Source organism: Streptomyces sp. NBC_00986 (genome assembly GCF_045162565.1).
Taxonomy (GTDB): Bacteria; Actinomycetota; Actinomycetes; order Streptomycetales; family Streptomycetaceae; genus Streptomyces.
Map to the genome: position 1 here is coordinate 10,875,200 of NZ_CP108733.1, position 21,851 is coordinate 10,897,050.

Below are 21,851 nucleotides of genomic sequence, written 5' to 3' on the forward strand. Positions count from 1 at the left end.
TCAGTCGGCCAGCACGATAGAGATCACGCGACGTCCCCGCCCACCGGCGGCCACGACCGGTTCCCCCGACACCCCGTCGACCGTGCAGGACCGCACCCGACTCCCACCCCCGCTCAACGTCACGTCCAGCGTCATCCCCCGATACGGCAGCCCACGCAGACTCACCGCCCCCCAGTTCGACGGCAGGCACGGGCTCAGCCGTAGCGAGTCGTCCGTGAAGGTCAGGCCGAACAGGCCGTCGTGGATCAGACGGAGATACGCCGTCGCCGACCAGGTCTGGTCGGGCTGGGACACGAAGTGGTCGGCGTGCCCGCTCGCGCCGCCCTGCCAGCCGCCGTCCACCGCGCCGGACACGGAGTTGTACAGCTCGTAGAAGCCGCCGCTCGCCGTGATCAGATCGGCGAGGGTGTCGACGGCGAGGGCGAACGGCTCGGGGCGACCCGCGTCGGCGGCGGCCTGGCCGTACAGCCCGTGGACCATCGGCCAGACCATCACGTTGTGTCGTCCCGGATGCCGGTCGTCGAAGCGCGGGAAGTGCGGCCAGACGTTGACGATGCCGTACGGCTGCCAGTGTGTGGAGTCGAGGAGCTGCACGGCGCGTTCCTGGTCGGCGACGCCCAGGAGGATCGCGAGGGCCAGGCCCGCGCCCTCCTGCGAGGTGTCGACGTGCCCGGCACGGGCGCCCTCGCCGTGCACGAGATAGGCGTAGGTGCCGGCGTCCGCGCGCCACAGGTGCTTGTCGATCGCCGTGCGCAGGTGCTCCGCGTCGGAGCGGAACGAGGCGGCCTGTACGGGGTGGCCGAGGGCCTCGGACATGGCGGCGAGGGCGAGTTGGGCGCCGTGGTAGAGGGAGTTGGTCGACAGGCACATCAGCTTGTCGGCGTGGGGGTGGTCGAGGACGAAGGACGAGTGCACGGACGTCGAGGCGGGCGGGCTGGGGTAGCCGGAGATGCCGTCGTTCATGAAGCCGGGGCCTTCGAAGAGGCCGAACGACGGGTTGTAGTGCTGGGCGCGGCGGGCCGCGAGGGTGTGCGTGGACGTGTCGTAGGCCCGGGTGAGGAAGTCCCGGTCGCCGGTGACCAGGTAGTGGTGGTGCGCGGCCAGGACCCACACGATCTGGTCCCACCACTGGTTGTCCTGTTGGACGACGAACCCGTCCCGGGCGCGGTCGACCACGGACCACAGGGTGTTGCGGCCGACGTCCGGCGCCAGCAGGCTCACCCCGCTCCACGCGTTGACGGCCGCGTCCCGGGTCCAGCGCTGCGGCGCGGGATAGCCGCCGCCCGCCCGGACGACGGTGCCGGGCGGGTAGGACAGCAGGCCCGCCTTGTCGTACACCGAGCGGTCGGCGCCGATGGTGTTGGCGCCGGACACGGATCTGAGCGCGGAGGCGTAGACGGTGCCGAGGCGACGGTGGACGGCCTGGTCGTCGAAGGCGAGGGTGGGCATGGTGTATCCGTTCCCGGGAGCCGGGCCCTGCGCACCCGCCGGGACCGCCGTCGCCCCGGCGATGCCCAGCGCGATCAGGAGAGCCCGCCGCGAGATCCCGCGTTCAGCTGCCACGTTCCGTCCTCTCGGGCTCCCGGGGTCGAGATGACTCCGGGAGCCCTGAGAACGATGGTGCCCCCTGGACGGTTCGGTCAGGCGTTGGGGTCGAACGTGATTCCGGACGGCTCGGCCGACGTGAGGTGGGCCGCGAAGTTCGCGTCCTTGAGCCCGAAGTTGGCGCTGCCGAAGTCGTAGGCGCTCAACTTGTCGCGCAGGCCCGCCGGGTAGCCGTTCCAGCCGACGAGCGGCGGGTACTGCCAGGTGTGCTTGTCGTTCTCCGGCGGCTCGTCGTTCGCGTTCCCCAACCGGAAGTCGTGCGTGCCGATGCCGTCCTTGTGGTAGACGATCTTGGCGTGCGTGCCGTCGAAGCGGACGTCGGAGGCCGCGTGCACGGTGAACGAACCGTGGTTGGACGTCGACACGTACTGGATCGTGCCGTTCTGCACCCACACCACGACGTGTTCCCAGTCGTTGCGGTGCCCGCCGATGCTGGAGTTGGCGACGGCCTGGTCCTTCTCGAAGTACAGGCCGTACATGTAGGCGCACCAGCCGTTGTTGCACTTGTAGCGCGAGTAGCTGTTGGTGTTGTCGAGGTCCGAGGCGTCGTGGCACTCGCCGCTGAGCGAACCCGTCGGGTTCAGGCCGCCGTTGATCGTCCCGTCCGGGCCGATCGCGGGCGTCGGGTAGCAGCCGTCCGTGTCGTAGTCGAAGGCGGGCAGATACGTCTGCTCGGCGGCTTCGGCGTTCGCGGGCAGCGCGGTGGGCGGGGCGGCGAAGGCTGCGGAGGGGAAAGCGATGACGAGCGCGGCGGCACCGCCGAGGCCGACGAGCCACCTTCCGCGGCGGGTGCGGGACTTCTGGGACGACACTGCGTCCTCCTCTTGGATGCAGCCCAACGGCTATGGGGGGAAAGGGCTTTCATGGTGCCGACTTTCCATGTACGCGCCAAGGGGGTGGGATGTCACTTCGGTAACGGGCGGCCCAATAATTGATCTACGCAACTTCCTTAACGCTCGGGCAGATCCGCCGCCGACTCCTCCGGTGCGAGATCCGGGCGGAGCCTCAGCCAGGAGGGCTGGCGGAGCATCCCGGCCCGGGTGCGGGTGCTGTAGCGGACCTCGCCGACGAGCCGGGGCACCACCCAGCGCGCGCCGGCCACCGGCGGTACGGGGTCGAAGGGGGACGTGTCGGTCCCGGCCGCCTCCAGGAGTACGGCGAGTTCGGCGCGTTCGCTCTCGTTCCAGCCGGTGCCGACATTGCCGACGTACCGCAGCCGGCCGGCCGCGCGCTGCCCCACCAGTACCGCGCCGGGCAGGCCCGTCAGGCGCCCCTTGCCGGGCACCCAGCCGCCGACGAGCACGTCCTCGCTGCGCAGGTTGCGGAGCTTGATCCAGGCGCGGGAACGGACCCCGGGTTCGTACACCGAGTCCAGCCGCTTGCAGACGAGGCCTTCCAGTCCGTGCTCGCGGGTTGCTTGAAGCGCTTCGGCGCCATGTCCGGTGAGGGCGGCGGGAGTTGACCAGTACGGGCCGTTGAGGTCGAGCTGTTCGAGGGTGGTGCGTCGGTGGGCGTAGGGGAGGGTGAGGAGTGGCTGTCCGAGGTGGGGGATGTCGAACAGCACGAGGTGGACGGGCGTTTCGGCGGCTCGGCGTGCCGCCTGCGCCGGCGACCCGGCCAGGCCCATCCGGCCCTGCAGCAACTGGAAGTCGGCGCGGCCCTGTTCGTCCAGGGCGAGCACCTCGCCGTCGAGGATCGCCGGGGTGGTGCCCAACTCCCGGGCGAGGGGGAGTAGTTCGGGGTACGCGGCGGTGATGTCCTCGCCGGAGCGGGCGCGGAGGAGGACGCTGCCGTCGCCGGCGAGGTAGACGAGTACGCGCTGGCCGTCCTGTTTGGTCTCGTAGGCCCACTGGGAGTCCTGGGCGGTGGGCGGGAGGGGGCCGGGGGTGGCGAGCATGGGTGGGATGTGGGGGAGGGGCGGTGGCAGGGTCACCGCACAGGTGTCGACGGGGTCGGGCGGTGCCATGCGCTTTTCGGTACGGGTTCGCCTGAACGGCCCCGATCCCCTTGGCGGCCGTCGACTCAGAACTCGGGCATGGGTGAGGGCGGCGCCTGCACCAGCCCCGACTGGTAGGCCATCACGACGAGTTGGGCGCGGTCGCGGGCGTCGAGCTTGGCCATGGCGCGGTGCACATGCGTGCGTACGGTCAGCGGGCTGACGTACAGCTTCTCGGCGATCTCGTCGTTGGAGCGGCCTTCGGCGGCCATGGCCATGATCTCGCGCTCGCGGGCGGTGAGGGCGCCGAGTCGGCCGGGCGTGGCCAGTCGGGCGCCCTGTGCGGGCGTGGCCAGGAAGCGGGCGATCAGGGTGCGGGTGGCGAGCGGGGAGAGCAGTGACTCGCCGGACGCGACCGTGCGGATGCCCGACAGCAGCGCGTCGGCGGTGACGTCCTTGCCGAGGAAGCCGCTCGCGCCTGCCCGGAGTGCCTGTGCCACGTACTCGTCGACCTCGAAGGTGGTGAGGATGAGGACGCGGGTGTCGGACAGCGCCGGGTCGGCGCAGATCACGGTCGTGGCGGTCAGACCGTCGGTGCCGGGCATGCGGATGTCCATCAGGACGAGGTCGGGGCGGTGTTCACCGGCCAGCAGGATCGCCTCGGCGCCGTCGGCCGCCTCGGCGACCACCTCCATGTCCTCGCAGGTGTCGATCAGGATGCGGAAGGTGGCCCGCAGAAGGGCCTGGTCGTCGGCGAGCAGCACGCGGATGGTCATGGGGTTCTTTCTTCTGATTCCGGGGCGCTGGGGTACAGCGGCAGTTCGGTGGTGACTTCGAAACCACCCGCGACACGATGCCCGGCCTGGAGGACGCCACCGACGGACCGGGCGCGCTCACGCATGCCGATCAGCCCGAAGCCGCGGGCGGTGACCGGCGTCGGGCTGCCTCCGTCGCGGCTCTCGGCAGGGTGCTCGGCCCGGAGGGTGCTGTCGGCGGATCGGGCGCGCTTGCGTATCCCGTTGAGTCCGAGGCCGTGGGCGGGTGCTGGTGCGGTGGCTGTCACCGCGTTCGCCCCGTCGCCGCCCCCGGTACCCATCCCGTCATCAGTCACCGTGACGGTCAACCGGTCGTAGGAGTACCGCAATCGCACCCGCGCCGACCGACTCGAGGCGTGCTTGCTGACGTTGGTGAGGGCCTCCTGCACGATGCGGTAGGCCGTCAGGTCCACCCCGGGTGACAGCCGGCGCGTCTCGCCCTCTGTCGTCACGGTCACCGTGAGCCCTGCGGACGCGAATGCCCGGCTCAGTTCCGCGAGTTGGGCCAGCCCTGGGCTCGGGGACAGAGGCGTACCGGGATCGTCGCGCTGGCGTAGCAGCCCCACCGTGCCCTTCATCTCACGCAGCGCTGAGGACGTTGTACTGGCGAGTTCGACCAGGATCTTCCGCACATGGTCGGGGTGCGTGCGCGCGAGGTGCGCCGCGGTACCGGCCTGCGCGTGGGCCAGCGCCAGATGATGGGCGACGACATCGTGCAACTCCCTTGCGATACGCATCCGTTCCTCCGCCACCCGGTGCCGCGCTTCTTCCTCCCGGCTGCGCTCCGCGTACTCGGCCCGCGCCTGCACCGCCTCCAGGTACGCGTCCCGCAGCCGGACCGCGTTCCCGGCGACGACCGGCAACAGCAGCCAGGCGGCCGGGCCGACGGTTCTGAACGGCCAGGGGTGATGCACCGGGTCCACCACCGTGGCCGTGGTGACCACCAGCGCGACCGAGGCGAAGAAGCAACGGCGGGCCGTGCCGCGGCCGGTGAGCACGGCCAGCCGGTACAGCGCCAGCATCAGGGGGCCCAGGAGCAGCGGGGTGAGCAGGTGGCCCAGCGCACTCGCCCCGGCAGCCCCCACCGCTGTGACCGCGACGACCGTACGAGGACGACTCCGCTGCCGGAGCAGGGCCGCGCACGAGACGGCGGCGAGCGTGATCGTGGGCCCCACCGCGTCCGGCCGGGGACCGCCGGGGGCGCCCAGCTCGCTGCCGAAGAGGAACATGGCGAACAGCAGGACGGCCGACATGGTGTCGACGGTGCGGATGTGCTCGTCCGCGTAGCGCTGCAGGCTGTCGTTCATGGGTGTCTCCGGTGGGGCTCCTGGGGCGAGGGGCGGCAGCGCCGGAGGGCCCAGCAGTAGTAGGAGGGCGGTCACGGGACGGAGTGCTCCACATCCGCTGCTCGGGGACCGGTCCAGACTTCCAGCCGGCCCCCCGTCCCGTCGTCGTGCGTCTGCCGACCATCGCGGCTGCTCACTCCGCAGATCGCCGCTACGGGGAACGCGGTACGCGCCGCCGGCTGCCTCATCCCCGGGGACGACCGGCGGCGCGCGTCACACGTTCTGCAGATACGCCAGCACCGCCAGCACCCGGCGGTGCCCGCTGTCGCTCGGTGGCAGGCTCAGCTTGAGGAACACATTGCCGATGTGCTTGCTGACCGCGCGTTCCGTGACGACCAGGGTCTTGGCGATCGTCGTGTTGTCGTGGCCCTCCGCCATCAGCTTGAGGACCTCGCGCTCGCGCGGGGTCAGCGAGTCCAACGGCGAATTGCGGCGCCGGGTCAGCAGTTCGGTCACCACCTCGGGGTCGAGCGCCGTACCGCCCGCCGCGACCCGGTCCAGCGCGTCGAGGAACTCGTCCACGCGGCCGATCCGGTCCTTGAGCAGGTAGCCGATTCCGCTGGCACCGATGCCCAACAGCTCGGCGGCGTACGACTCCTCGACGTACTGCGACAGCACCAGCACCGGCAGCCCCGGGATCTTCTCCCGTGCCTCCAGCGCGGCCCGCAGCCCCTCGTCACGGAAGCCCGGCGGCATCCGCACGTCGAGCACGGCCACGTCCGGCCGGTGTTCGAGCAGCGCGGGCAGCACCTCCGGCCCGCTCCCGGCTACGGCCACGACCTCGTGCCCCGCCGAGGTCAGCAGCAGGACCAGGCCCTCTCTGAGCAGGGCGTTGTCCTCGGCGAGCACCACTCTCACGACAGTTCCGCCTCAACTACGCTCACCAGACGCACGGCAGCTCCACTTCGATCACGGTAGGTCCCCCCACGGGGCTGGTCACAGTCACACTGCCGTCGAGCGCGGCGACCCGGCGCTGCATGCCCAGCAGCCCCGAACCCCCCGCCTCGTCGGCTCCGCCCCGGCCCTCGTCGCGCACCCGGACACGCAGTCCGGTGCGGGCGCGGGCGAGACGGACGTCGGCGCGGTCGGCGCCGCTGTACTTGGCCGCGTTGGTCAGCGACTCGGCGATCACGAAGTACGCGGCCGCCTCCACCGCCGCCGGGGCCCGCGGCCCGTCGTGTCCGTCGGTCAGCCCGTCCACGGTCACGGTGACGGTGAGCGCGCTGCTGGCGGCGAGCGCGCGCACCGCGCCGACCAGACCGCGGTCGGTGAGGATCGGCGGATGGATCGCGCGCACCACGTGCCGCAGATCCGTCAGCGCCTCCTCGGCCAGCGTCTGCGCGTCGTCGAGCATCCTGCGCGCCGCCTCCGGATCCTGGTCGTAGGCCCGCTTGGCGAGACCGATCCGCATGGAGAGCGACACCAGCCTCGCCTGCGTGCCGTCGTGCAGATCGCGTTCGATCCGGCGCAGCTCGGCGCCGTGCGCGGCGATCGCGCCCGCCCGGGTCTGCACCAACTCCTCGACCCGTACGGCCAGTTGGGCCTTCGGTGAGGGCTTCAGCAGGACGGTGGACCAGTGCGCGTCGAGATCCGCGAGCCGGCTGATCAACGGCAGGACGACGGCCCGGCGACGCAACAGCCCGCACCACACCCCGTCGACGACCAGACCCAGCGGCCACAGCGGCAGCATCAGCACGGGCAGCGTGCCGTAGGCGTAGTAGGCGACCATCCAGCGGAAGTCGGTCAGCGTGCTCGGGTCGCGGACCGCCGTGCGCACCCGCTCGCGCACGGTGCCGGTGAGCGGCTGGTACGCCTCGGGGATCTTCCGGCCCGTCCACCTGCCCGCCTGGTGCCGCTTGGCCCCCGCGATCCGCCGTATCAGCAGCACCGTCTCCGGGAGCATGAACGCGCCGACCACCGCGGCCGTGGCGATCGCGGTGATCAGGAGCACGGTGACGAATATGTACGACCCGAAGGCCATCGCGGCGGAGAGGACCAGCTGGAGGGTGGCTCGGGCGGCCTGCCGCACGGTAGCGCGCATGGAGATCAGGTTAGGCGCATCGGTCCGGGCATGCGGGGGCCGACGACCCGGCACGGGTGTAGCCCGCTGCACCGCGGGTCCGGGAGATCGCTCCCTCGTGGCGTCGCGCGGACGACGGAATCGTTGAGGCAACACGTCAGCCAAGATCCAAGTCTTCTCGATCCGGAGGAAACCACCCATGACGCCGCTGCTCGCGTCGAGACCCGTGCTGTGGTTCCTGTTCCTGTTCAACCTGCTCGTCGCCACGGCCGCGCCCTTCGTCGCCGACGGCACGCAGGCCGTGCTGACCGCCGTGGGCATGGGCGCCGTCGCGCTGGGCGCGGGCGTCAGCCTGTATCGGACCCGCAGGCGAGTGACCTGACGTTCGCCCGAACAGGTCGGCGGCACAAGGGAGTTGATCCGCACCAAGGCGGAGCGGCCGTTCGCCGAGCTCAGTGTCCACGCCGTCTCCAACTGCCGCAGGAGCACCGGCCTCGACTAGATCCCGTTCAAACACGACGGCCCCGTCTACGGCTTCCACGAACTGCCCGCCGCATGGCGGCCGTTGGGCCCCTGTGACCAGTCCCGGCGCGCCCGTCATACGGCACTCCAGCCGTCGTCGACGGGCAGCACGGCGCCGTTGATGTGCCGGGCCGCGTCGGAGGCAAGGAAGACGAGCGCGGCCGCCTGCTCCTCCGGGAAGGCGATCCGGTCGGAGACCACGAGCCCGGGTCCGATCACCCCGGGGCCGTGGGCCCGCGCGTCGACGTCGTAGGTGATGCCGGTCGCGGTGGCCCCGGGGGCGATCGCGTTGGCGCGGATTCCCTGCCCCCGGTACATCACGGCGAGGGACTTCACCAGGCCGACGATGCCGTGCTTGGCGGCGGTGCAGGCGGCGCCCGCCGCGCTGCCACGCAGGCCGGCCTCGGCGGCGGTGAAGACGATCGCGCCGCGCCCGGCGGCCAGCATGTGCGGCAGCGCGGCCCGGGTGAGCAGGAAGGGCGCCGTCAGATTGACGCGCACGACCCGCTCCCACTCGGCGTCGCCGGTGTCCGCGAGGGCCGACATCCGGTCCATGATCCCGGCGTTGTTGATCAGCACGTCCAGCCCGCCGAACCCGTCGACGGCGGTGGCGACGACCTCGTCCACCACCGCCTGGTCGCTCAGCTCGCCGACGACACGCACGGCGGAGCCACCGTCGTGCTCGATCTCCTCGACCGTCCGCTCGGCGCCCGCCCGGTCGAGGTCCGCCACCACGACCCGGGCACCCGCGAGCGCGAACTGCAGCGCGGCCGCCCGCCCGATCCCGGATCCCGCCCCGGTGACGACGACACTGCGCCCTTCAAGACCGATGCCGTGCATGGCGTACTCCTTGGTTCTTCGCGGGTCCGCCGCGGTCGTCCCGAGGTGGGCGAGAGGGTTTGTCCGCGGACCCGGCGCCGATCTGGGGGAGTGGCCGGCGACCGGGTCCGGGACAGCGCCGACCCCCGTCCCCACGGGTTCGGCGCGGGGGCCGCCTTCCGCTCAAGGCGGCCCCGGCTCTGGTGAGCGAGAGCTCAGCTGTGCTCCTGACTCCTGGTGGCCCACCCTTACGGCGGGCTTCCTTGAGTTAGGCAAGCGTATCTGACTTACTTGAGTCAAGCAATCGAATGTATATTGCTTGAGTCAGGCAAGCAGGACGGTAGGGTGATGCTCATGTCCACGTACGACAGCATCAGTGAGACACGATCGCTCGCCCGCGGTGGCGGGCAGCATCTGCTCGTCGCCGTGGACGAGCCGGACAACGCCGAACTCCTCTCCACGACACTGGAGTTGGCGGGCTACCGGATCAGGACGGCCGGCAACGGCACCGAGGTGGTCTCCCGGCTCGCGGAGCAGCGGTTCGAACTGGTCGTCATCGACGCGGAGTTGCCCGAGATGGACGCCCTCGCGCAGGGCCGCCGACTCGTCACCCACCGCCCGCCCGTCCTCCTGCTCACCGGCTGGGACGCCCTCGACAAGCTGCTGCCCGAACTGGGCGCGGGAGAGCGGGACTACGTCACCAAGCCCTTCCGGATCGCCGAGGTGCTCGCCCGTATCCAGGTGTTACTGCGCGGTCGGGGCGGCGGACGGGACGGCGCGCTGCACTACGCCGACCTCGTCCTGGACGACACCACCTGTCAGGCGAGGCGCGGACGGCACACCCTCGACCTCACGCCCGCGGAGTACCGACTGCTGCGCCACCTCCTCGTCAACGCGCACAAGGTGCTGTCCAAGGAGCAGATCAGCCGGTACGTCTGGGGCGACTTCCGCGGCCACAACGCGATGGAGCAGCTCGTCTCCCGCCTCAGGCGCAAGGTGGACCAGGAAGGCCCGGCGCTCATCCATACGCGCCGGGGTTTCGGCTACTGGCTCGGACGGGCGGCCGGCGAGGCGTGAACGCGTGAGTGCCCCGCCGGGGAGTTGCATGGGATGTGCGGAGCAAATACGGACACCCTGTGAAGCAGGGTGCGGGGCGGTGTCACAGTGACGTGGCGCCGCCCTTTTCTCGTTGCCTTCGCGCGTCGGTGGTGTCACGACTCCATCGGTCAACTCGCCGTCAATTCACCTGAGTTGACCCTCCCTGACATCTCTGTCCGGTTCATGGCAACAGTGCTGACATGTGATCCGGGCCACGTCAGGTTGTTGTCAGGGAGCTGACCGGAAGGCGTCAGCGCGCTCTGTTTGCATGTGCTCATCGAGGCCTCGATCCCAGTACCCCGGCGCGCTCCGCCCCCACGCAGAGCCCCCCCACCACCGAGGAGAGACATGGCCGACACCCTGACCGACACCGCGCCCGACACGGCGGCGGCCCCCGAGTACCCGATGCAGCGGGACGCGCGCTGCCCCCTCGCCCCGCCGCCCGCCGTGCACGGGCTGCGCGACGGGAAACCGATCAGCCGCGTCCGCATCTGGAACGGCACCACGCCCTGGCTGATCACCCGCCACGCCGACCAGCGCGCCCTGCTCACCGACCCACGCGTCAGCGACGACGACCTGGAAGCCGGCTTCCCCTACGTCAACGCGCACCGCGCCGAGATCGCCCCGCACACCCCGCGGATGATCACCAACACCGACGCGCCCGAGCACACCCGGCTGCGCCGGACGGTCAACGCGCCGTTCGTCGTCAAGCGGATCGAGGCCATGCGGGCGCCCGTCCAGAAGATCGTCGACGAGCTGATCGACGACATGCTGGCCGGCCCCCACCCGGCCGACCTGCTCACCGCGCTCGCGCTGCCCGTCCCCTCGCTGGTCATCGCCGAGCTGCTCGGCGTGCCGTACGAGGACCACGACTTCTTCCAGCGCAACAGCAGCATCGCGCTCGACAGCGCCGCGTCGCCCGAGGAGGCGCGGGCGGCGAGCGGCGCCCTGGCGGCCTATCTGGACAAGCTCATCGGGCTGCGGCTGGAGAGCCCGGCCGAGGGTGTGCTGTCCGAGATGGCCGGGCGCGTCAACAACGGCGAGATGACCCGCACCGAGGCCGTCCACATGGGCGTCGCCATGCTCATCGCCGGGCACGAGACCACCGCCACGATGATCAGCCTCGGCACGCTCGCCCTGCTCCAGAACCCCGGCCAACTCGCCCTGGTGCGCGACACGGACGACCCGAAGGTCATCGCCGGCGCGGTCGACGAACTGCTCCGCTACCTCACCATCGTGCAGACCGGCGTCCGCCGCGTCGCCAAGGAGGACATCGAGATCGGGGGCGTCACCATCCGCGCCGGCGAGGGCATGATCTTCGACCTGCACGCCGCGAACTGGGACCCCGAGGCCTTCCCCGAGGCCGACCGCCTCGACATCACCCGCTCCGCGCGCCAGCACCAGGGCTTCGGCTACGGCCCCCACCAGTGCCTCGGCCAGAACCTCGCCCGCCTCGAACTCCAGGTCGTCTACGGCACCCTCTACCGCCGCATCCCGACCCTCCGACTGGCCGCCCCCGTCGAGCAGTTGGCCTTCGACCGCACCGGCACCACCTACGGCGTGGCCTGCCTGCCCGTCGCCTGGTGACCAACCCCCTCACGAACGAACCAAGAGCAACCGAGAGCAAAGGACCCAGCCATGAAGGTCGAACTCGACGAACCGAAATGCGTCGCCTCCGGGCAGTGCGTGGTCGCCGCCCCCGACGTCTTCGACCAGCGTGACGACGACGGCGTGGCGATCCTCCTGGAGGAGCAGCCCGGGGCCGAACTCCTCGATGACGTACGGGAAGCCGTGGCGGTCTGCCCGGCCGCGGCCATCCGACTGGTGGAGCAGTGACACGGATCGTCGTCGTCGGAGCCTCGGCCGCCGGACTCGCGGCGGCCGAGACACTCCGCCGCGAGGGCTACACCGGCACGCTGACCCTGGTGGGCGATGAACCGCACCTGCCCTACGACCGGCCGCCGCTGTCCAAGCAGGTCCTCGCCGCCGAGTGGGAACCCGACCGGATCGCCCTGCGCACCCCGGCCGACCTGAGCGGGCTCGACCTCGACCTGCGCCTCGGGGTCGCCGCGACCGCGCTCGATGTCGCCGCGCAGGAGGTGTGGCTCGCGGACGGCGCGCAGGTGTCGTACGACGGGCTGATCATCGCCACCGGGGTGCGGCCCCGGCGGCTGCCGGGCGAGGGCGCGCATGTGCTGCGCACGCTCGACGACGCGCTCACGCTGCGCGAACGGCTCGGTCCCGGGCGGAAGTTGGTGGTGGTCGGCGCCGGTTTCCTCGGCGCGGAGGCCGCCGCCGTGGCGTGGCGGCTGGGCGCCGAAGTGACCCTGCTGGAACCGGCCCCCGTGCCCCTGGCGCACGCGGTCGGCGCGACGGTCGGACAGGTGCTGGCCCAGGCGCACGTGGACCACGGCGTGAACCTGCGCACCGGTGTCTCCGTCACCGAGGTGACCGACGAGGGCGTACGGCTCAGGACCGGCGAGGAGGTCGAGGCCGACGAGGTGCTCGTCGCGATCGGCTCGCTGCCCAACACCGAGTGGCTCGCCGACAGCGGACTGTCCGTGGGCGACGGCGTGGTGTGCGACGAGTACTGCGAGGCCGCCAAGAACGTCTACGCGGCCGGTGACGTCGCCCGCTGGTACAACCCGCTCTTCGGCACCTCGATGCGGATCGAGCACCGCACCAACGCCGCCGAACAGGGCATGGCCGCCGCCCGCAACCTCCTCAACTCGCGGGCGCGCAAGGCGTTCTCGCCCGTGCCGTACTTCTGGTCCGACCAGTACGACATGAAGATCCAGGCCTACGGCTATCTGCGCGGCCACGACGAAGTCGCCGTGGTGGACGGGGACTGGGGCGAGCGGCGGTTCGTGGCCGCCTACCGCACCGGCGACCGGCTCACCGGCGCCCTCGCGGTCGGCATGCCGCCCAAGGCGATCCGCGTATGGCGACAGGCCATCGTGGCCGGAGCGAGCTGGCAGGAGGCCGTCCATGGCGCAACGACCGTCTGAGGAACCCCGCGACGTCGTCGTGGTCACCGGTGCCGGAGGCATGGGGACGGCGATCGCACGCCGCCTCGGCAGCGGCCGCACCCTGTTCCTCGCCGACGCCTCACGCGGTCAACTCGGCCGCACCGTCGCCGCGTTGACCGCCGAGGGCTACGCGGCACACGGCATCCTCACCGACATCTCCGACCGTACGGCCGTCGACAAGCTGGCCCAGACGGCAGCCGGTGAGGGCCGGGTGATCGCCGTGGCGCACACGGCAGGGGTCTCCGCCTCGATCGCGTCCGCGCGGACAGTCCTGGAGGTCGACCTGCTGGGCACGGTCCATGTCATCGACTTCCACGCGCTGCTCAGGCAGTGGCGGGAGGGCAGCGGCATGCGGGACGTCCTCGCCGAGTGACAAGGGCGGGCGGGTCTCGGCCGTTCAGTCCCGTGACGTGAGAATGCTCAGCGCGTTCGCGGCCACGACGGCACCGATGCCCGCCCACTCCGCCCAGCCCAGCCGCTGCCCGAGGCCGATCCACCCGACCACGGCCGCGAGCACCGGATTGACGCTCATGAACAGCCCGAAGGCCGGAGCCGGCACCCGGCGCAGCGTGAACAGATCGGCCAGATACGGCACCGCCGACGACAGCACCCCGGCCGCCACCGCGCACGCGGCCGCCGTGAGGGTCGGCGGATGCCGGACCGCGACGACGATCCCGACCGGCAGGAACATCAGCGCGGACACCCCGGCCGCCGTCGCCGAACCCTGCGCTCCGGGGATGCGGCGTCCGACAGTCCGGTTGAGCAGGATGTAGGAGGCCCAGCACGTGGCGGCCAGCAGCCCGAGCCCCATGCCCAGATGGTCGGCCGAGGGGCGCGGCCGCATCAGAGTCACCACGCCCGCCACCGCGATCAGTGCACAGCAGGCGTCCACGCGGCGCCGGGTCGCGGCCAGCGCGATGGACAGCGGGCCCAGGAACTCCAGCGTCACCGCCAGACCGAGGCCGACACGGTCGATCGCCGTGTACAGGGACAGGTTCATCGTCCCGAACACCACGGCCAGCAGCAGCACCGGCCACCACTGCCGCCAGACGAACTCCCGCAACCGGGGCCTGCCCACGGCGAACAGGACGGCGGCGGCGACGTACTGCCGCACCGCGACGACCCCGACGGGCCCGATGACCGGGAAGGCGAGGGAGCCGATCGCCGCGCCGAGCTGGTTGGACAGCCCGCTGCCGGCCATGGTGGCGACACCGGCCAGGCCCACGCGGGACGGCGGCGGGGTGCCATGTGACGCGGTGGGCAAGGGAGTTGTCGCTGAGGAGGCTCCGGGCATGGTCCGATCGTGCGCCTGATCGGCACTTGCGCAAAATGCATGAGCGGGACGATCTATACGCTGGAGTCATGGATCTGGAGCTGCGACAGCTGCGCTGCCTCGTCGCGATCGTCGACGAGGGCACCTTCACCGACGCCGCCGCCACGCTCGGCGTCTCCCAGGCGGCCGTCTCCCGCACCCTCGCCTCGCTCGAACGCGCCCTGGGCGTGCGTCTGTTGAGGCGCACCTCGCGGGCGGTGACCCCGACCGGCACCGGGCTGCGGGTGGTCGCACACGCCCGGCGGGTGCTCGCCGAGGTCGACGACCTGGTCCGCGACGCCACCTCGGGCCATGTCCATCTGCGCATCGGCTACGCCTGGTCGGCGCTCGGCCGGCACACGCTGCCCTTCCAGCGCCGCTGGAGCCGGACGCACCCGGAGACCGACCTGCACCTGGTCCGCGTCAACTCGGCCACCGCAGGACTCGGGGAAGGCGCCTGCGAACTCGCCGTAGTACGCAGGCCGTTGGACGACCGGCGGTTCGAGTCGGCCATCGTCGGGCTGGAGCGCCGACTGTGCGCCATGGCCTCCGACGATCCCCTCGCCCGCCGCCGCTCGGTCCGGCTGGCCGACCTCGCGGGGCGCACCCTCCTAGTCGACCGCCGTACCGGCACCACGACCGCCGACCTGTGGCCGCCCGACTCCCGCCCGGCCACCGAGGACACCCACGACGTGGACGACTGGCTCACCGTGATCGCCACCGGCCGCAGCGTCGGCATGACAGCGGAGGCGACCGCCAACCAGTACCAGAGGCCCGGAGTTGTCTACCGGCCGGTGCGCGACGGCGAGCCCATCGCCGTACGGCTCGCCTGGTGGAAGGACGACCCGCACCCCGCCACCCAGGCCGTGCTGGAACTGCTCACCGCCCTCTACCGCGAGGCCTGATCCTGTCACCCTTGTGGCCCACGGCGGTGGCCTCCGCCGGGGGCCGACTCGACGCTGACACCATGAGCCCTGGTCATGCCCACTCGTCGAAGCGGACGCGGATCGTCATCCTGGTGGCCGTCATCGCCGCGGCCCTCGTCACCGGCCTCGCGCTGCTGCCCGACACGTTCTCTGCGGACGCCGACGCCGGCGCGCGGGTCACGAAGGTGTCGACGAGTTCGTCCGTCGGCGGTGACGTGGGCAAGAACCTGCCGGTCACCAGGCCGAAGATCTCGTGTGCGGACCTGCCGCAGAAGGACTTCGGCACGCTCGACGACGCAGCGACCTCCGTCGCCTCCGCGAGCGTGGTGGCCAAGAGCGGCTCGAACGCGTACGAGTACTGCGACGTCAAGGGCACGGTCGCCCCGCAGATCCAGTTCGAACTGCGGCTGCCGACGAAGACGTACCGGCAGCGCTACCTCCAGGAGGGCTGCGGCGGCTACTGCGGCATGGTCGGCGTCAGCGCCCAGCCCGCCGCCTCGACCGACTGCGCCCCCGTCACCGACGGCTCCTTCGCCCTCGGCCAGGACAACCAGGGCCATGTCTCCACCTCCGGCATGGTCGGCGGCTCCGCCGAGGTATGGGCGACGAACCCCCAGCTCAAGGTCGACTTCGGATACCGCTCCGAGCACGCCTTCGCCACCGCGGCCAAGGCGATCACCAAGGCGTTCTACGGAGCCGAGCCGACGTACTCCTACTACGACGGCTGCTCGGACGGCGGGCGCGAGACGCTGATGGAGGTGCAGCGCTACCCCGGCGACTTCAGCGCCGCCCTGGTCGGAGCCCCGGCCTTCAACCAGACCGCGCTCAACGCCATGCAGGAGGCGTACCTCTCGACGATCGACTTCCGCGCGGACGGCTCGACGATCCTGCCCGCCTCGAAGCTCGCCATGCTGCACAAGGCCGTCATCGCGAAGTGCGCCGACCCGAAGCTGAACAACGACCTCATCCAGGACCCGGCGACCTGCGCCTTCGACCCGGCGAGCCTCAAGTGCGCCGACAACAAGGACAGTTCGGGCTGTCTGACCTCCGAGCAGGTCGATGTCGTACGGAAGGCGTACGCGGGTGTGACCGCCCCGGACGGGACCCATCTCTACACGGGCGGCCAGCCCTACGGCTCCGAGGCCGCCTGGGAGGGGCTGTTCGTCCCGAAGGCCGGTCAGGGGCAGAGTTCGGTGCAGCTGTACGGGATCGGGCTCGGTTTCCTGCGCTGGGTCGGCAAGTGGGAGGCCGATCCCACGCTGAAGCTCGACGCGTCCCTGTTCACCGTGGACACCTTCAAGGCCTACCAGCGGGAGGTCTCGGGGATCTACGACGCCACCGACCCCGACCTCACCAAGTTCCACGAGGCGGGCGGCAAGCTCATCCAGTGGCACGGGCTGACCGACCCCAACATCCCGCCCACGGGCACCCGCGCCTACCGCCAGGCCGTGATCGACACCATGGGGCAGGGCAAGGCCGACGACTTCTACCGCCTGTACCTCTTCCCCGGCGTCAACCACTGCGGCGGCGGTGACGGGCCCGACAGCTTCGACCTGCTGAGCCCGCTGATCTCCTGGCGGGAGACCGGCAGGACCCCCGGCGCCGTCATCGCGTCCAAGACGAGTGGGGGCAATCAGCCCGGGGGACCGGCCGGCGGCCAGCTCGGCGGCAGCGACACCAAGGCATCTGCCGGTGCCAGCAGCACCGCACCCACCGTCGAGTACACGCGGCCCGTCTACCCGTACCCGCAACTCGTCGCCTACGACGGCTCGGGCGACAAGAAGGACGCGGCCAACTACCGCGCCCACCCGCCCGACAGGCTGCCGGACGACCACTTCAAGTGGGCGGGGTCCTTCACCTCCGGCTACCAGGAGTGGTGCGAGACCAAGAACGGCAAGTCGATGAGCTGCGGGCGTCACAAGCCGTAGAAAGCCTGAGTAGGCTGGAGAAATCCGCTGTCCACTGCCCGTCCATGGCCGGTCCATGGGCGGGCAGTGGCGTGTCTGCGGTAAGTATGGGCGGAAGCATGCCTGCAATACAGCGGACAAAATTGTTGACAATCTTGTTTGGCTAGATTTAGGTTCGACAGGCACTCACTCAGGGAGGGCAACGATGCCGAAAGAAGCCCGTCCGAGCACCGGGGAGCAGGCCAAGCAGCATGCGCTCACGCAGCTGCGGCAGGCGATCCTGCAGGGCGACATGGCACCGGCACAGCGGTTGGTGGAGAACGAACTCGCCGAGCAGTTCGATGTGACGCGGGCCAGCATCCGGGCGGCGCTGATCGATCTGGCGGCCGAAGGGCTGGTCGAGCGGATCCGCAACCGGGGTTCCCGGGTGCGGGTGGTGACCGTGGAGGAAGCGGTCGCCATCACGGAGTGCCGCATGGTCCTGGAGGGACTGTGCGCGGCCAAGGCGGCCGTCGCGGCCGGCGACGAGCAGTTGACCGAACTGACGGACCTGGGCCGGGCCATGACCAAGGCCGTGGCCGACGGTGAGCCGGTCACCTACTCCGAGCTCAACAGCGAACTCCACCACAAGGTGAGGGAGTTCTCCGGCCAGCAGACGGCCGTGGCCCTGCTGGAGCGGCTGAATGCCCAACTGGTGCGTCACCGCTTCCAGTTGGCGCTGCGGCCGGGGCGTCCGCAGCAGTCCCTGAGTCAGCATCTGGCGATGATCGAGGCGATCACGGCCAGGGACCCCCAGGCGGCCGAGGCGGCCGTCCGCGCCCATCTCACCAGTGTGATCGAGGCGTTGCGCGACTGACGCGCGGCGCATCGGCGCACCTGGGGCGGGCGCACACCTGTCCATCAAGGAGATTCGAGTCATGACGCACGGCAACGCGCCCGCCACCCCACGATCGACACTCGTCGTCACGGCGCACGCCGGGGACTTCGTCTGGCGGGCGGGCGGAGCCATCGCCCTGGCCGCCGCCCGCGGCGAGAAGGTCACCATCGCCTGTCTGACCTTCGGCGAGCGCGGTGAGTCCGCGAAGGCCTGGCGCGAGGGCAAGAAGCTGGACGAGATCAAGGCGATACGCCGGGACGAGGCCGAGCGGGCCGCGGCCACCCTCGGCGCCGAGGTCCGCTTCTTCGACGCGGGCGACTACCCCCTGGTCGCCACCGCCGAGCTGACCGACCGACTCGTCGAGGTCTACCGGGCCACGCAGCCCGACGTCGTGCTCACCCACCCCACCGAGGATCCGTACAACGGCGACCACCCGGCCGCCAACCGGATGGCGCTGGAGGCCCGCGTCCTCGCGCAGGCCATCGGCTACCCCGGCGAGGGCGAGATCATCGGTGCCCCGCCGGTCTTCTACTTCGAGCCGCACCAGCCCGAGATGAGCGGCTTCAAGCCCGAGGTCCTCCTCGACATCACCGAGGTCTGGGACACCAAGCGCATGGCGATGGAGTGCCTCGGCGCCCAGCAGCACCTGTGGGACTACTACACCGACCTGGCCGTCCGCCGAGGCGTCCAGCTCAAGCGCAACGCCGGCCCGAACCTGGGCCTGGCCCACAAGACGATGGCCGAGGCGTACATGCGCCCGTACCCGCAGATCGCGAAGGAGCTGGCATAACCATGGGCGGCGTGATCGTCACCAACCCCCCGAAGGCGGACGCGAAGGACGTCGAGGCGCTGGCCGCCTTCGGTGTCGCCACCGTCAGCGAGGCCATGGGCCGCACCGGCCTCCTCGGACCCTCAATCCGCCCTGTGCAGCAGGGAGTTCGCGTCGCGGGCACCGCCGTGACCGTGCTCAGCTGGCCCGGCGACAACCTCATGATCCACGCGGCCGTGGAGCAGTGCGGCGAGGGCGACATTCTGGTCGTCACCACCACCTCCCCGTGCACGGACGGCCTGTTCGGCGAGCTCTTCGCCACCGCGCTGCAGAAGCGCGGGGTGCGCGGAGTCGTCCTCAACACCGGCATCCGCGACACCCAGGAACTGCGCGACATGGGCTTCGCCGCCTGGTCCCGCGCCGTCTCCTCACAGGGCACCGTCAAGGCCACCGGCGGCTCGGTCAACGTGCCGATCGCCATCGACGGCCAGGTCGTCCGCCCCGGTGACGTGATCGTCGCCGACGACGACGGCGTCGTGGTCGTACCGCGCGAGAAGGCCCGCGAGACCGCCGAGAAGTCGGAGGCCCGCGAGGCCAAGGAAGCGGCCACTCGTGCCGCCTTCCTGGAGGGCCAACTCGGCCTGGACCGCTACGGGTTGCGCGACACCCTCAAGCAACTCGGCGTCGAGTACCGGTCGTACGAGGAGTACACCGGAGCCGGGTCGTGACCGGGCCCGCGGAGGTCCGCTGCATGCTGATGCGCGGCGGCACCTCCAAGGGCGCCTACTTCCTTGCCGAGGACCTCCCCGCCGACACCGCCGAACGCGACGACCTGCTGCTGCGCGTCATGGGCAGCCCCGACCCGCGCCAGATCGACGGCCTGGGCGGCGCCCACCCGCTCACCAGCAAGGTGGCCGTGGTCTCCGCCTCGGAAGACCCCGAGGCCGACGTCGACTACCTGTTCCTGCAAGTCGCCGTCGACCGACCCGAGGTGACGGATCGTCAGAACTGCGGCAACATCCTCGCCGGTATAGGCCCGTTCGCCGTGGAGCGGGGGCTCGTGGCCCCCGGTGACGGCGAGACCTCCGTCCGCATCCGGATGCTCAACACCGGGGAACTGGCGATCGCGAGCTTCCCGACTCCGGGCGGGCGGGTCGACTACTCCGGTACGGCGGAGATATCCGGTGTGCCCGGCACGGCTGCACCGGTGGTGATCGAGTTTCCGCAGGGCGGCAACCCGCTTCTCCCGACCGGCCGCATCCGTGACGTGATCGCCGGCACCGAGGTGACGTGCGTCGACAACGGCATGCCGGTCGTCCTCATCCCGGCCGCCGCACTGGACGTCGCGGGGTACGAGACGCCCGCCGACCTGGAGGAGAACGCCACTCTCGCCGCCCGCCTACGGGAGATCCGCCTGGCGGCCGGAAAGTTGATGGGCCTCGGTGACGTCGAACACGCCACGATCCCCAAGCTCAGCCTGCTCGCGCCGCCCACGGACGGCGGCGCGGTGATGACCCGCACCTTCATTCCGGTGCGCTGCCACACCTCCATCGGCGTCCTGGGCGCCGCGAGCGTGGCGGCGGGGCTCCTCGTCCCCGGCGGGGTGGGGGAGGGCATCGCGGAGATACCCGTACAAAGTGACCGAATTCGCATCGAGCATCCCAGCGGATTCCTAGACATCGAAACTAGCGTGGACGCCGGATCCGAGGGTTCCGCTCCCGTGGTCCGCAGAACCGCGGTCGTCCGCACTGCACGAAAGATCTTCGACGGCACGGTCTTCCCCCGGCCCGCCGCCGCAACTCCCGCACCCGCACGCCCCCTTGGAGGCAACGATGGCTCCGCCGCTCGGTGACATCGCCCATATCGGCCACGCCCAGCTCTTCACCCCGGACCTGGATACCAGTGTCGCCTTCTTCACCGACTACCTGGGCCTCACCGTCAACGGCCAGGACGGCGACACCGTCCACCTCCGGACCTACGACGACTACGAGCACCACAGCCTGGTCCTCACCGCCCGCGAACAGCCCGGCCTCGGCCGCCTCGCCCTGCGCACCTCCAGCGAGGAGGCCCTCCAGCGCCGTATCAAGGCGATCGAGGAAGCGGGCGGCACCGGCAGGTGGGTCGAGGACGAACCGGGCATCGGCAAGCTCTACGTCACCACCGACCCGGACGGCCACGAGCACGCCCTGTACTGGGAGAGCGAGTACTACCAGGCCCCCGACGAGCTGAAGCCCGCGCTGAAGAACCAGCCGCAGGCCAAGCCCAACCGGGGCGTCGGAGTTCGGCGCCTTGACCACATCAACTTCCTTGCCGCGGACGTGCTGTCGAGTGCCGAGTTCCAGCAACAGGTGCTGGGCGCGCGGCCGACCGAGCAGATCCGGCTCAACAGCGGCCGGATCGCGGCGCGTTGGCTGACGTACACGAACAAGTCGTACGACGTCGTCTACACCGAGGACTGGACCGGTTCGACCGGGCGGCTGCATCACATCGCCTTCGCGACCGACACCCGCGAGGACATCCTGCGCGCGGCCGATCTCGCCATCGACACCGGCGTGTTCATCGAGACGGGCCCGCACAAGCACGCCATCCAGCAGACGTTCTTCCTCTACGTCTACGAGCCCGGTGGCAACCGCATCGAGCTGTGCAACCCGCTCACCCGACTCGTCCTGGCGCCCGACTGGCCGCTGATCACCTGGACCGAGGACGAGCGGAAGAAGGGGCAGGCCTGGGGCCTGAAGACCATCGAGTCCTTCCATACGCACGGGACTCCGCCGGTCGGCTGAGCGGTGCGCAGAAGGCCCTGACCGGTGCGCGAGAGCCGCTGAACGCGACACGGGAGCCATCCCTCAGCGATTGTCGATGAGATTGTT

General features: G+C 70.8%; 22 protein-coding genes. 13 read left to right on the forward strand and 9 right to left on the reverse strand.

Annotated features, from left to right (window positions below; genetic code table 11):
* The 7 genes from OG504_RS48970 to OG504_RS49000 form a co-directional block, all read right to left on the reverse strand.
* Positions 1–1,563 (reverse strand): MGH1-like glycoside hydrolase domain-containing protein, encoded by a 1,563-nt coding sequence (locus tag OG504_RS48970; RefSeq protein ID WP_405995631.1) that lies wholly within the window; start codon positions 1,561–1,563, stop codon positions 1–3.
* A gap of 77 nt (positions 1,564–1,640) precedes the next feature.
* Positions 1,641–2,417 carry an NPP1 family protein gene (locus OG504_RS48975; protein WP_405995632.1) on the reverse strand — a complete coding sequence of 259 codons (777 nt, stop codon included), beginning with the start codon at positions 2,415–2,417 and terminating at the stop codon, positions 1,641–1,643.
* 137 nt (positions 2,418–2,554) lie between these two features.
* A complete protein-coding gene (locus OG504_RS48980) occupies positions 2,555–3,571 on the reverse strand; it encodes an ATP-dependent DNA ligase (protein ID WP_405995633.1) in 1,017 nt (338 codons plus the stop codon).
* Positions 3,572–3,627: 56 nt separating this feature from the next.
* Complete coding sequence (locus OG504_RS48985) at positions 3,628–4,317, reverse strand: response regulator (RefSeq protein ID WP_405995634.1); 690 nt, start codon at positions 4,315–4,317, stop codon at positions 3,628–3,630.
* Positions 4,314–5,663, reverse strand: a complete 1,350-nt coding sequence (locus OG504_RS48990) for a sensor histidine kinase (RefSeq protein WP_405995635.1) — start codon at positions 5,661–5,663, stop codon at positions 4,314–4,316. Before OG504_RS48990 ends, OG504_RS48985 begins: the two co-directional genes overlap by 4 nt.
* 252 nt (positions 5,664–5,915) lie before the next feature.
* Complete coding sequence (locus OG504_RS48995) at positions 5,916–6,560, reverse strand: response regulator (protein WP_405995636.1); 645 nt, start codon at positions 6,558–6,560, stop codon at positions 5,916–5,918.
* 22 nt (positions 6,561–6,582) lie between these two features.
* On the reverse strand, positions 6,583–7,743 hold the full coding sequence (locus tag OG504_RS49000) for a histidine kinase (RefSeq protein WP_405995637.1): 1,161 nt from the start codon (positions 7,741–7,743) through the stop codon (positions 6,583–6,585).
* A gap of 178 nt (positions 7,744–7,921) precedes the next feature.
* Between OG504_RS49000 and OG504_RS49005 the strand changes: the two genes are divergently transcribed.
* On the forward strand, positions 7,922–8,104 hold the full coding sequence (locus tag OG504_RS49005) for a hypothetical protein (protein ID WP_405995638.1): 183 nt from the start codon (positions 7,922–7,924) through the stop codon (positions 8,102–8,104).
* A gap of 215 nt (positions 8,105–8,319) precedes the next feature.
* Here OG504_RS49005 and OG504_RS49010 read toward each other — a convergent pair whose 3' ends face one another.
* Positions 8,320–9,084, reverse strand: a complete 765-nt coding sequence (locus tag OG504_RS49010; RefSeq protein ID WP_405995639.1) for an SDR family NAD(P)-dependent oxidoreductase — start codon at positions 9,082–9,084, stop codon at positions 8,320–8,322.
* Between the two features lie 333 nt (positions 9,085–9,417).
* On the opposite strand from OG504_RS49010, the gene OG504_RS49015 reads away from it, so the two are divergent.
* From OG504_RS49015 to OG504_RS49035, 5 genes are all read left to right on the forward strand, one after another.
* Positions 9,418–10,140, forward strand: coding sequence for a response regulator transcription factor (locus tag OG504_RS49015; RefSeq protein WP_405995640.1), 723 nt, complete (start codon positions 9,418–9,420; stop codon positions 10,138–10,140).
* Between the two features lie 369 nt (positions 10,141–10,509).
* The gene (locus OG504_RS49020; RefSeq protein WP_405995641.1) at positions 10,510–11,748 is read left to right on the forward strand and encodes a cytochrome P450; all 1,239 of its coding nucleotides are present in this window, start codon (positions 10,510–10,512) and stop codon (positions 11,746–11,748) included.
* Between the two features lie 51 nt (positions 11,749–11,799).
* Positions 11,800–11,997, forward strand: a complete 198-nt coding sequence (locus OG504_RS49025; RefSeq protein WP_033282886.1) for a ferredoxin — start codon at positions 11,800–11,802, stop codon at positions 11,995–11,997.
* Positions 11,994–13,169 carry an NAD(P)/FAD-dependent oxidoreductase gene (locus tag OG504_RS49030; RefSeq protein ID WP_405995642.1) on the forward strand — a complete coding sequence of 392 codons (1,176 nt, stop codon included), beginning with the start codon at positions 11,994–11,996 and terminating at the stop codon, positions 13,167–13,169. The genes OG504_RS49025 and OG504_RS49030 overlap by 4 nt, the downstream gene beginning before the upstream one ends.
* Complete coding sequence (locus OG504_RS49035; RefSeq protein WP_405995643.1) at positions 13,150–13,563, forward strand: SDR family NAD(P)-dependent oxidoreductase; 414 nt, start codon at positions 13,150–13,152, stop codon at positions 13,561–13,563. The genes OG504_RS49030 and OG504_RS49035 overlap by 20 nt, the downstream gene beginning before the upstream one ends.
* A 24-nt stretch (positions 13,564–13,587) precedes the next feature.
* Here OG504_RS49035 and OG504_RS49040 read toward each other — a convergent pair whose 3' ends face one another.
* Positions 13,588–14,484 carry an EamA family transporter gene (locus tag OG504_RS49040; RefSeq protein ID WP_405995644.1) on the reverse strand — a complete coding sequence of 299 codons (897 nt, stop codon included), beginning with the start codon at positions 14,482–14,484 and terminating at the stop codon, positions 13,588–13,590.
* A gap of 68 nt (positions 14,485–14,552) precedes the next feature.
* Between OG504_RS49040 and OG504_RS49045 the strand changes: the two genes are divergently transcribed.
* From OG504_RS49045 to OG504_RS49075, 7 genes are all read left to right on the forward strand, one after another.
* Positions 14,553–15,407 (forward strand): LysR family transcriptional regulator, encoded by an 855-nt coding sequence (locus OG504_RS49045; protein WP_405995645.1) that lies wholly within the window; start codon positions 14,553–14,555, stop codon positions 15,405–15,407.
* Between the two features lie 62 nt (positions 15,408–15,469).
* Positions 15,470–17,356, forward strand: coding sequence for a tannase/feruloyl esterase family alpha/beta hydrolase (locus tag OG504_RS49050; RefSeq protein ID WP_405995646.1), 1,887 nt, complete (start codon positions 15,470–15,472; stop codon positions 17,354–17,356).
* Between the two features lie 184 nt (positions 17,357–17,540).
* Positions 17,541–18,191: a GntR family transcriptional regulator gene (locus OG504_RS49055; protein ID WP_366095109.1), complete on the forward strand. Its 651-nt coding sequence runs from the start codon at positions 17,541–17,543 to the stop codon at positions 18,189–18,191.
* Between the two features lie 61 nt (positions 18,192–18,252).
* Complete coding sequence (locus tag OG504_RS49060; protein ID WP_405995647.1) at positions 18,253–19,002, forward strand: PIG-L deacetylase family protein; 750 nt, start codon at positions 18,253–18,255, stop codon at positions 19,000–19,002.
* 2 nt (positions 19,003–19,004) lie between these two features.
* A complete protein-coding gene (locus OG504_RS49065; protein ID WP_317771749.1) occupies positions 19,005–19,709 on the forward strand; it encodes a 4-carboxy-4-hydroxy-2-oxoadipate aldolase/oxaloacetate decarboxylase in 705 nt (234 codons plus the stop codon).
* Positions 19,706–20,833, forward strand: a complete 1,128-nt coding sequence (locus OG504_RS49070) for a 4-oxalomesaconate tautomerase (protein ID WP_405995648.1) — start codon at positions 19,706–19,708, stop codon at positions 20,831–20,833. The genes OG504_RS49065 and OG504_RS49070 overlap by 4 nt, the downstream gene beginning before the upstream one ends.
* Complete coding sequence (locus OG504_RS49075) at positions 20,814–21,764, forward strand: catechol 2,3-dioxygenase (RefSeq protein ID WP_405995649.1); 951 nt, start codon at positions 20,814–20,816, stop codon at positions 21,762–21,764. The genes OG504_RS49070 and OG504_RS49075 overlap by 20 nt, the downstream gene beginning before the upstream one ends.
* Positions 21,765–21,851 lie beyond the last annotated feature (87 nt).

Coding starts and splice junctions, on each gene's coding strand:
- OG504_RS48980 (WP_405995633.1), bottom strand. CDS start 3,571: ATGGCACCGCCCGACCCCGTCGACACCTGTGCGGTGACCCTGCCACCG.
- OG504_RS48985 (WP_405995634.1), bottom strand. CDS start 4,317: ATGACCATCCGCGTGCTGCTCGCCGACGACCAGGCCCTTCTGCGGGCC.
- OG504_RS48990 (WP_405995635.1), bottom strand. CDS start 5,663: ATGAACGACAGCCTGCAGCGCTACGCGGACGAGCACATCCGCACCGTC.
- OG504_RS49000 (WP_405995637.1), bottom strand. CDS start 7,743: ATGCGCGCTACCGTGCGGCAGGCCGCCCGAGCCACCCTCCAGCTGGTC.
- OG504_RS49005 (WP_405995638.1), top strand. CDS start 7,922: ATGACGCCGCTGCTCGCGTCGAGACCCGTGCTGTGGTTCCTGTTCCTG.
- OG504_RS49010 (WP_405995639.1), bottom strand. CDS start 9,084: ATGCACGGCATCGGTCTTGAAGGGCGCAGTGTCGTCGTCACCGGGGCG.
- OG504_RS49015 (WP_405995640.1), top strand. CDS start 9,418: ATGTCCACGTACGACAGCATCAGTGAGACACGATCGCTCGCCCGCGGT.
- OG504_RS49020 (WP_405995641.1), top strand. CDS start 10,510: ATGGCCGACACCCTGACCGACACCGCGCCCGACACGGCGGCGGCCCCC.
- OG504_RS49025 (WP_033282886.1), top strand. CDS start 11,800: ATGAAGGTCGAACTCGACGAACCGAAATGCGTCGCCTCCGGGCAGTGC.
- OG504_RS49035 (WP_405995643.1), top strand. CDS start 13,150: ATGGCGCAACGACCGTCTGAGGAACCCCGCGACGTCGTCGTGGTCACC.
- OG504_RS49040 (WP_405995644.1), bottom strand. CDS start 14,484: ATGCCCGGAGCCTCCTCAGCGACAACTCCCTTGCCCACCGCGTCACAT.
- OG504_RS49045 (WP_405995645.1), top strand. CDS start 14,553: ATGGATCTGGAGCTGCGACAGCTGCGCTGCCTCGTCGCGATCGTCGAC.
- OG504_RS49050 (WP_405995646.1), top strand. CDS start 15,470: ATGAGCCCTGGTCATGCCCACTCGTCGAAGCGGACGCGGATCGTCATC.
- OG504_RS49055 (WP_366095109.1), top strand. CDS start 17,541: ATGCCGAAAGAAGCCCGTCCGAGCACCGGGGAGCAGGCCAAGCAGCAT.
- OG504_RS49060 (WP_405995647.1), top strand. CDS start 18,253: ATGACGCACGGCAACGCGCCCGCCACCCCACGATCGACACTCGTCGTC.
- OG504_RS49065 (WP_317771749.1), top strand. CDS start 19,005: ATGGGCGGCGTGATCGTCACCAACCCCCCGAAGGCGGACGCGAAGGAC.
- OG504_RS49075 (WP_405995649.1), top strand. CDS start 20,814: ATGGCTCCGCCGCTCGGTGACATCGCCCATATCGGCCACGCCCAGCTC.